The sequence below is a fragment of the Pirellulales bacterium genome, assembly GCA_035939775.1.
GTDB lineage: Bacteria > Planctomycetota > Planctomycetia > Pirellulales > DATAWG01 > DASZFO01.
Window position 1 is genome coordinate 1 of sequence record DASZFO010000209.1, and the last position, 7830, is coordinate 7830.

The window sequence follows — 7830 nt, forward strand, 5'->3', positions numbered from 1 at the left end:
TCGAGCGCCTCAGCGTTCTTGATCAGCACCCCGGCCGACGCGCCTCGGCCGACGCCGACGGTGATCGACATCGGTGTAGCCAACCCGAGCGCGCAGGGGCAGGCGATGATCAGCACGGCGACCGAATTGACCACGGCGTAGGCCAGCGCCGGCGTCGGGCCCAAGGCGCCCCACGCGATGAAGGTGACCACCGCCACAAGCACCACGGCCGGCACAAAGTAAGCCGCCACGGTATCGGCCAAGTGCTGGATCGGCGCCCGCGAGCGCTGCGCGGCGCTGACCATTTCGACGATTTGAGCCAACAGCGTTTCGCTCCCAACCTTCTCGGCCTGCATGGCAAATCCGCCGGTGCCATTCACCGTGCCCCCAATTACGCGATCCCCCGCGTGCTTCTCGATGGGGATCGATTCGCCCGTGACCATCGATTCATCAACGGCGCTGGAGCCTTCCAGCACCGTGCCATCAACGGGCACTTTCTCGCCGGGCCGCACGCGGAGCCGATTGCCACGCTGGACACTCTCGAGCGGCACGTCAGATTCCGTGCCGTCGTCGCGCACCAGCCGCGCCGTCTTGGGCGCCAAACTGAGCAGCGATTTGATCGCCGCGCTCGTCTGGCTGCGGGCGCGGAGTTCGAGAACTTGCCCCAAGAGAACCAAAGTGACGATCACCGCCGCCGCCTCGAAGTAACCCGGCACAAGCCCGCTTTTCATCCGAATCGCAGACGGGAACGCCCAAGGCGCGAGCAGCGCCGCCACGCTGTAAACAAACGCCACGCCGACGCCGATCGCAATCAACGTGAACATATTCAAGCTGCGATTGACGATCGACGCCCATCCGCGGACGAAAAACGGCCAACCGCCCCATAGCACCACCGGGATCGCCAGGGCGAACTCGGCCCACTGCGCTGCGACCGGGCTGAGGAGCCGGTCGAGCGGCCTGCCGGCGATCACGTCGGCCATCGCGATCACGACCAGCGGCACGCTTAGCGCGACGCTCACCCAGAACCGGCGGCTCATATCGATGAGTTCTGGATTGGCGTCCTCGGCGGCGGTTACCGTGCGCAGCTCCAGAGCCATCCCGCAGATCGGGCACGAACCCGGCGCATCGCGCACAATCTGCGGGTGCATCGGGCAGACATATTGCGTTCTCGCTGCCGCTTTCGGCGGCGAAACCGGCTCCAGCGCCATCCCGCATTTCGGACAAGAGCCTGGCTGCGGCCGTCGCACTTCTGCGTGCATTGGGCAGGTATAAATGGCTTCAACGTCCGCGGGCTGTGGTAATCGCGGTTGAACGAGGGCCGGGTTTTGGTTCGGCGCATCCGTATGACCGTGGCCGACGCTGCCAGCGTCGGAACCAATATATTGATCCGGATTCTGCTGAAATTTCTCCGCGCACTTTTTGCTGCAAAACAGGTACTTGCGGCCGCCATACTCCAAAGTAGCGGCGGGACGCGCGGGATCGACCTTCATCCCGCAAACCGGATCGCGGAATTCCTCGGTCTGGCCAACCTGCAAGATTGGAAGACCGGCTGCACCGGGCGGGGTGTTCTTTGGATCGTTCATCGCACCGTTCCCCGGATGATTGTAAGCGGCAACCCTGCTAAAGTGCGTCGAGTCGCACAATTATAGCCGCCTAGCGGCTTCGACCTAATGGCCACCGCGCTCGCGGACTCTGCCGCTTCGGCAAGGTTTAGCGATTCCGCCGAAAACAATTGCGTGGCTTTTCATCGAGTGCCGATTTCAGCGAGGAGGCGAATCAGCAGAAACGCGCGATTTGTTACTCGGCGCGCAGGTTCCCAAGATGAAATCCACAGAATTCACGGATTTACACAGATGGTCTGGAGGTCGGCGGCCGACTGCGGCCGCACCATTCAAATCTGTGTCAATCTGCGAAATCTTTGGATAGAATCCGTCGGCAGTTCAAGGAGGGACGTTCGTGTCGCTGCTCCGGCAATTGCGACGATCCGCGGGGATCTATCTGCTCGGCCTGTGCTGCGCTAGCGGATGCCAGACCGGCGCGGGCACAAATGGCACCGTCCAGCTTGCCGCCGATCAGCCCCGTATGGGCATGGAAAGTCCACGGCCGTTGCTCGCGCAGTCCATGCCGCCTAAAGGCGGAACTCCAACACCGCAGCCGACGCCCACGGTGCGGCCCGTCGCGTTCCTGAAACAATCCGCAGCGGCAGCTTGTCCCCCTGACGCCGACGATCTCTTTGCCGGTCAAACGGAACTCGAGCCAGGGCCGCTCGTGGCGGAGGTGCTGAGGCGCAATCCGTCGCTCGAGGCGATGACGTCGGCCTGGCAGGCGGCGGCCGAGCGATATCCGCAGGTCGTCTCGCTCGAAGACCCGATGCTCATACTGGCGATGGGCCCCGGCACGTTCGGCGATCCGACGCACGACGTGGCCTGGATGATCGAGGGCTCGCAGAAGATCCCTTGGCATGGCAAGCGGCAGCTTCGCGGCCAGCAGGCCCAGGCCGAGGCCTCCGCCGCGCGCTCGGATGTTGATGAAACTGAATTGCGATTGGTCGAATCGGCGAAGATGGCGTTGTTGGACTACTATCTCGTCCGCCGCGATCTGGAATTGAATGCCGAGGGGCTGCGGCTCACGCAGCGATTTCGCGACGACGCGGATTCGAAGTACCGCGCTAATCTGGTAACACAGCAAGACATCCTGCAAGCCGATTTGGAGTTGAGCGATCTGCGTCGGCGGAAATTCGAGCTGGAGCGGATGGATCGCGTGGCGGCGGCGCGGATCAACACACTCTTGCACCGCCCAGTCGATCGCGCTTTGCCTCCGTCGCCGAGCCGGTTGCCAGCCGCCGCTTCGGAACCGCCGCTAGCGATGGTGCAAGAAATGGCTGCCGAGCGCCGGCCCGATCTGATGGCCCTGGGCGCTAAGCTGCGTGCGGAGCAAACGGCTGTGGCAATTGCGGAAAGCGATTACTACCCCGATCTCGACGTGGTGGGCCGTTACGACGGTTTCTGGCAACATGCCGACCGGCAATTGGCGCCGATGGTCGGCGTGAATCTCAATGTTCCGCTCGACAACGAGCGGCGGCGGGCCGCGATTCGCGAGGCTCAATTCCGCGCCAACCAACGGCGGGCCGAATACGAAGCGAAGTTCGACGAGATCCACGGCGACGTTGAGGCCGCCTATCAGCAGGTCGTCGAAAGCCGCCGCACGATCGAACTCTACGGCCAAACCATCATGCCCGTGGCCGAACAGAACCTCGAATCGGCCCGAGCCAACTATTCGGCGGGCAAGATCGACTTCTTGCGGCTCATTGAAGCCGATCGACAATTGGTCATGCTGCGCGAGAAGCGCGAAGAATCGCTGGCCGATTATCACCGCCGGCTGGCCGAATTGGAACGAGCCTCAGGCGGACCGCTTCCGGCCACCGCGCCGCCCGAAACCATCCCTCCCGGCCCGCGGCCGTAGCACGGCGCCTTGATTCCCGTTCGGATCCGCGGATGGCCGGGGCTGGACCGAAGGGAAGCCCCAGTTCGCGGGCCCGCCGGGGCTTCGGCGGCGCCTCCAGCCCCGGCCACCCTGATGCGAACGAGAATTCTTCAACTTGAACGAGTGCAAGGACCTGTCGTTCGCCAATCCCGCCTTGATTCCCACTCGGATCGCGACTAGATTCGGTGGTTTCGGCGGGAAACCATGGGGAACCTGATGAGCGTGTCGGCGGTCGCGTCGGAATTGAACGTGGAACGGGTCGCCACTCGGCGGCAGCGCCGGGAGTTCTTGCTTCTCCCGTGGAGCCTTTACGCGGGCGATCCAAACTGGATTCCGCCGTTGTTGTTCGATCAACGGGGGCTGCTCGGCTTCCACCGGCATCCGTTTTATCAAGACGCCGAATGTCAGACGTTTCTCGCCTATCGCCAAAGCCGGCCGGTGGGGCGCGTCGCCGCCATCGTGAACCACGCCCACAATCGCCGGCACAAGGAAGAGCGCGGGTTCTTCGGCTTCTTCGAATCGATCGACGATCAGGAGGTGGCCGATTCGCTCTTCGAGGCGGCCCAGCGCTGGTTCGTCGAGCGGAACATACGCCAGATTCGCGGGCCGTGCAATCCATCGCTGAACTACGAATGCGGCCTGCTCGTCGAGGGCTTCGATACGCCGCCGTTTTTCATGATGACGTACAACAAGCCTTACTACGGGCGGCTGATCGAAGGGGCCGGCTTTCAAAAGGCGCAAGACCTCTACGCCTATTGGGGCCATTTCGACATGCTCGAAAAGCTCGACCCGAAGCTCTTGCAGATTTGCCTGCAAGCTGCCGAGCGATTTAACGTCAAAGTGCGGCCGATCAGCAAGTCGCGGTTCCGCGAAGAACTGGACATGTTCTTGAACATTTACAACCAATCGCTCGGGGCCACTTGGGGCTTTGTTCCCCTGTCGCCCGCCGAGGTCAGGCATCTCGGGAGCCAGATGCGCCACATGATCGTGCCCGAGTTGTCGCAAGTGGCTGAGGTCGATGGCCAGCCGATCGGCGTGGTGTTCGGTTTGCTGGACTACAACCCGCGGATCAAGCAGATTGACGGCCGGCTGTTTCCATTCGGCTTCATTCGCCTGTTGAGCAACCGCCGCGCGCTCAGGCGGATGCGAATCATCAGCGCCAACGTCGTGCCCGAGTATCAACGCTGGGGGATCGGGCTGGTCCTGCTCAACGCACTCGTTCCGAAAGTGAAGGAATGGGGCATCGAGGAGGCCGAATTCTCCTGGGTGTTGGAAAGCAATACCCTCTCGCGCGGCGGCCTGGAAAAAGGGGGCGCCAAGCTCAGCAAGACCTACCGAATCTTCGATCGGGATTGAGCGGCGAAGATGACCCTACGCCGCTTCGGCCGACGGCTCGACGCGGTTTTTCTCTCGTGACCGGTCGGTCCAGAGTTCGCGCATCACCGCCCAAAAGCTCGGGTACACGGTGCGGCGATAGGGCGAATCCGCCGGCAGCTCGGCCATCAAGCGGCGATGCGCCACGCCCAGGTTGTGATACGGCAGCGACGGAAACAGATGGTGCAGCGCGTGGAAGCGCAGGCCGAGCGGGAAGAACAATTCGGTGAAGATCGGGCCGCCCGTGATGTTCACCGAGTCTTCAAGCTGCTCGAGATACGTCATTTCTTCTCCCGCGTTGCGATAGTGATGGGCGACCATGTTGCGGACATAATTGAGCCCGAGCGTCAGCAGCGCCAAGAAATACAGTTGCAGGCCGTAGGTCCAGGGGCGAAACCCGGCCGTGATTGCGACGAGGATGACTGTCGCCCGCAGGCAGCAAGCCATTTCCAGCGCCGCCCAGGCCTTCCGCGGCGCCCAAGGGGGCACTTCGAGCCGATGGCGGAAGTTGATCACGAACGACGACATGTGCTCGAGCGCCCATTTCCGCATTGGCGGATACAGGAACGAAAGCGGCGCGACCACCAACAGCCGGACATAAATGTAAATCGGCAACAGCGGCACTTGCAGCCAAAACCAGAGCAGCTTCCAGCGCGATCCGTTTCCGAGCGGAAGGTATTCGCCGTCGCGAATCGTGCCGTAGCGATGGCTGTTGTGATGGTCGATGTGGTTCTCGTAAAAGAACGACGGCATGAGCATCGGAATGCCCGCCAGCAAGTTCCAACCAATTCGGAACGCCAGCAACTCTCCTTGCCGCAAATGCGTGATCTCGTGGACGAAACTTCCGACCCGGAAGAGCGCGAACCCCGCGATCAGAAAGCTGGCAATCTGCAACAGCGAAAACGCCGGCGCGCGGAAGTAAACGATCGCGAAACCGTAGCCGATCGTGAGCGTCAGCAGCATGTCGGCCCAGTAGATGGCGGCTCGATGGACAAACAGATCGCCCAGAATCCGCCGCGCCTCGCGGAACGAGAAAGTGCCCGCGGCCCGTTCCGGCTCTTCGCCGCTCGAGTCGCCGGCGGCGCTCGGCGGCGATTTCGGTGCGATCGAATTGCGGTCCGTGCGGGATTCAACGGTTGGCCGCGGCGCGACGATCGGTAGGCCGGCGGAACTGGCGGTCAACCCGGCCGGACTCGCTCCGACCTGCGTGGGACTGCTCGACATGGATGCGGCATCCTGTGAATCTGACGGACTGAATTCGATTGGGGAAGCACTCGCCGCCGTGCAACCATCGTGCCGCTTTCCGCGAGCGACCGGAGGGGCCCCTTCACTTGGCGCCAACGCGTCGGTCCGTCACTAAAGACAATAATCACTCGCGGGGCGGTCTTCAAGCGGTTCGTCCCGTGGCGGTCGCGAAATTCTCCGTTCGCTGTGCTTCGCAGTTCTCATCGGCAAATCCGCCATGCCGCGTACAGATTCACAGCCGCCCCGGCACCACTTGCGGCGGGCGGCGGCAGGAACAATCGGCAGGGTTTAACCAGCCGCGCCAGTCGACGGCAAAAACGCGCGATTTGATCGATCACGCGAGGATTTCGGGCAGCGCGAATAGGGCAAAGCGGGGCGACAGCGCTAGAAGGCATCGCGGTCGCGAATTAAGAACGCCGCACCCTCTCGCAGAGTGGTAGTCGAATTCGCCAGAACTCGCGTTTACTGAGCGTCGGGACCGTAATTGTGGCGAATTTCGCTACTGGGCCGGCTGATTCGTGTGCCGAGCCATTCGCCATAGCTGGCCGAGGGCGCTCCAAAGGCTTGTCTCTTCGGTCGCGCGATAGGGAGAATCGGCGGGCAATTCGGCCATTAGCCGCCGGTGGGCCGCCGCCAAATTATGGTATGGCAGCGAAGGGAAGAGGTGGTGCAGGGCGTGAAAACGCAAACCGACCGGGGCCCAAAGACCGGTCAAGAGCGGTCGCCGCGGATAGTTCACTGAATCCAGCAACTGCTCGACGAAGGTCATCTCGCGGCCATCGTTGAAGAACCGATGCGCTCCCAGCGTGCGAATCGAGTTGATCAGTACGACCACCACGCCCGTCAGATAGACCTGCGCCAAGAATCCCAACGGCAACACTCCGCGCAGAACGGGAAACGGGGCATTCGGATTCGCCCCCGGCAGCGTCCCGCGGATCAACAGGACCGCCACGGCCCAGCAAAACAGGCAGCACGCCAGCTCTTGCATCCGCCAGACGCGCAGCACGTCGCGCGCCGGCAGCGGTCGAACGTAGCTCGGATCCATCACCAGCGAAGAGGCCCGCTGATGCACCCAGCGTCGCACTCCAGGAAAAACCCAAGTGAGCGGCGTGAGCAGCATAAAGCGAACCACAGCCAGGCCGGGGATAATCAAGCTCTGCGACAGATAGAACCAGATCGCCCAGGCGGATTGATGCCCCAGCGGCAGATACTCGCCGTCTTGCTTGGTGCCGAAATGCTTGCGGCGATGGTGGTCGAGATGCGTGTAATAGGTGAACGAAGGGAGCAAAAGCGGAATCCCGCAGACCAGATTCCACACCACCCGAAAGGCCCGAAACGATCCGCTGCGGAAATGGACGATCTCATGGATGAACAGCGCCGCCCGATATAAGCACAGGCTGGAACCGACGAAGAGAGCGATCTGCGCAAGTGACCACGCCGGTACCTTGCGGACCAGCCCATAGCCGAGATATCCCAAACCCAGCGACACGAGGAAATCGATCCAATAAATCCACGGATTGGGATCGAACAGATCGCGCACGATGTACCGAGTTTCGGCAAGCGAAAACGAAGCGGTGGATTGCTGTTCTTCTTCGAGTTCAATCATGGAAGTTCGTCAGGCTTTCGAATCTGACAGGTGAGTAGGTCAGGCTTTCCAGCCTGACAGCCCTGCCGTTGGAGTCAGCCGCGATTCCGTCAGGCTGTCTTCGACCCTGAGGCTCAGACCCGAAGGGGAAAGCCTGACCTACT

General features: G+C 62.1%; 6 protein-coding genes. 3 read left to right on the top strand and 3 right to left on the bottom strand.

From position 1 onward, the window contains the following. A partial coding sequence (locus VGY55_13245; protein ID HEV2970931.1) for an HAD-IC family P-type ATPase occupies window positions 1–1187 on the bottom strand: 1187 nt, incomplete at its 3' end. 117 nt (window positions 1188–1304) lie between these two features. On the opposite strand from VGY55_13245, the gene VGY55_13250 reads away from it, so the two are divergent. The 3 genes from VGY55_13250 (at window position 1305) to VGY55_13260 (ending at window position 4818) form a co-directional block, all read left to right on the top strand. Next, window positions 1305–1628: a hypothetical protein gene (locus tag VGY55_13250; GenBank protein ID HEV2970932.1), complete on the top strand. Its 324-nt coding sequence runs from the start codon at window positions 1305–1307 to the stop codon at window positions 1626–1628. Window positions 1629–1935: 307 nt separating this feature from the next. Then, window positions 1936–3441 (top strand): TolC family protein, encoded by a 1506-nt coding sequence (locus tag VGY55_13255; GenBank protein ID HEV2970933.1) that lies wholly within the window; start codon window positions 1936–1938, stop codon window positions 3439–3441. Window positions 3442–3678: 237 nt separating this feature from the next. Further along, window positions 3679–4818, top strand: a complete 1140-nt coding sequence (locus VGY55_13260) for a GNAT family N-acetyltransferase (protein ID HEV2970934.1) — start codon at window positions 3679–3681, stop codon at window positions 4816–4818. 15 nt (window positions 4819–4833) lie between these two features. Here the strand turns inward: VGY55_13260 and VGY55_13265 are convergent, their stop codons facing one another. Both VGY55_13265 and VGY55_13270 read right to left on the bottom strand, forming a co-directional pair. After that, on the bottom strand, window positions 4834–6060 hold the full coding sequence (locus VGY55_13265) for a fatty acid desaturase (GenBank protein ID HEV2970935.1): 1227 nt from the start codon (window positions 6058–6060) through the stop codon (window positions 4834–4836). Window positions 6061–6580: 520 nt separating this feature from the next. Beyond that, window positions 6581–7687 (bottom strand): fatty acid desaturase, encoded by a 1107-nt coding sequence (locus tag VGY55_13270; protein ID HEV2970936.1) that lies wholly within the window; start codon window positions 7685–7687, stop codon window positions 6581–6583. Window positions 7688–7830 lie beyond the last annotated feature (143 nt).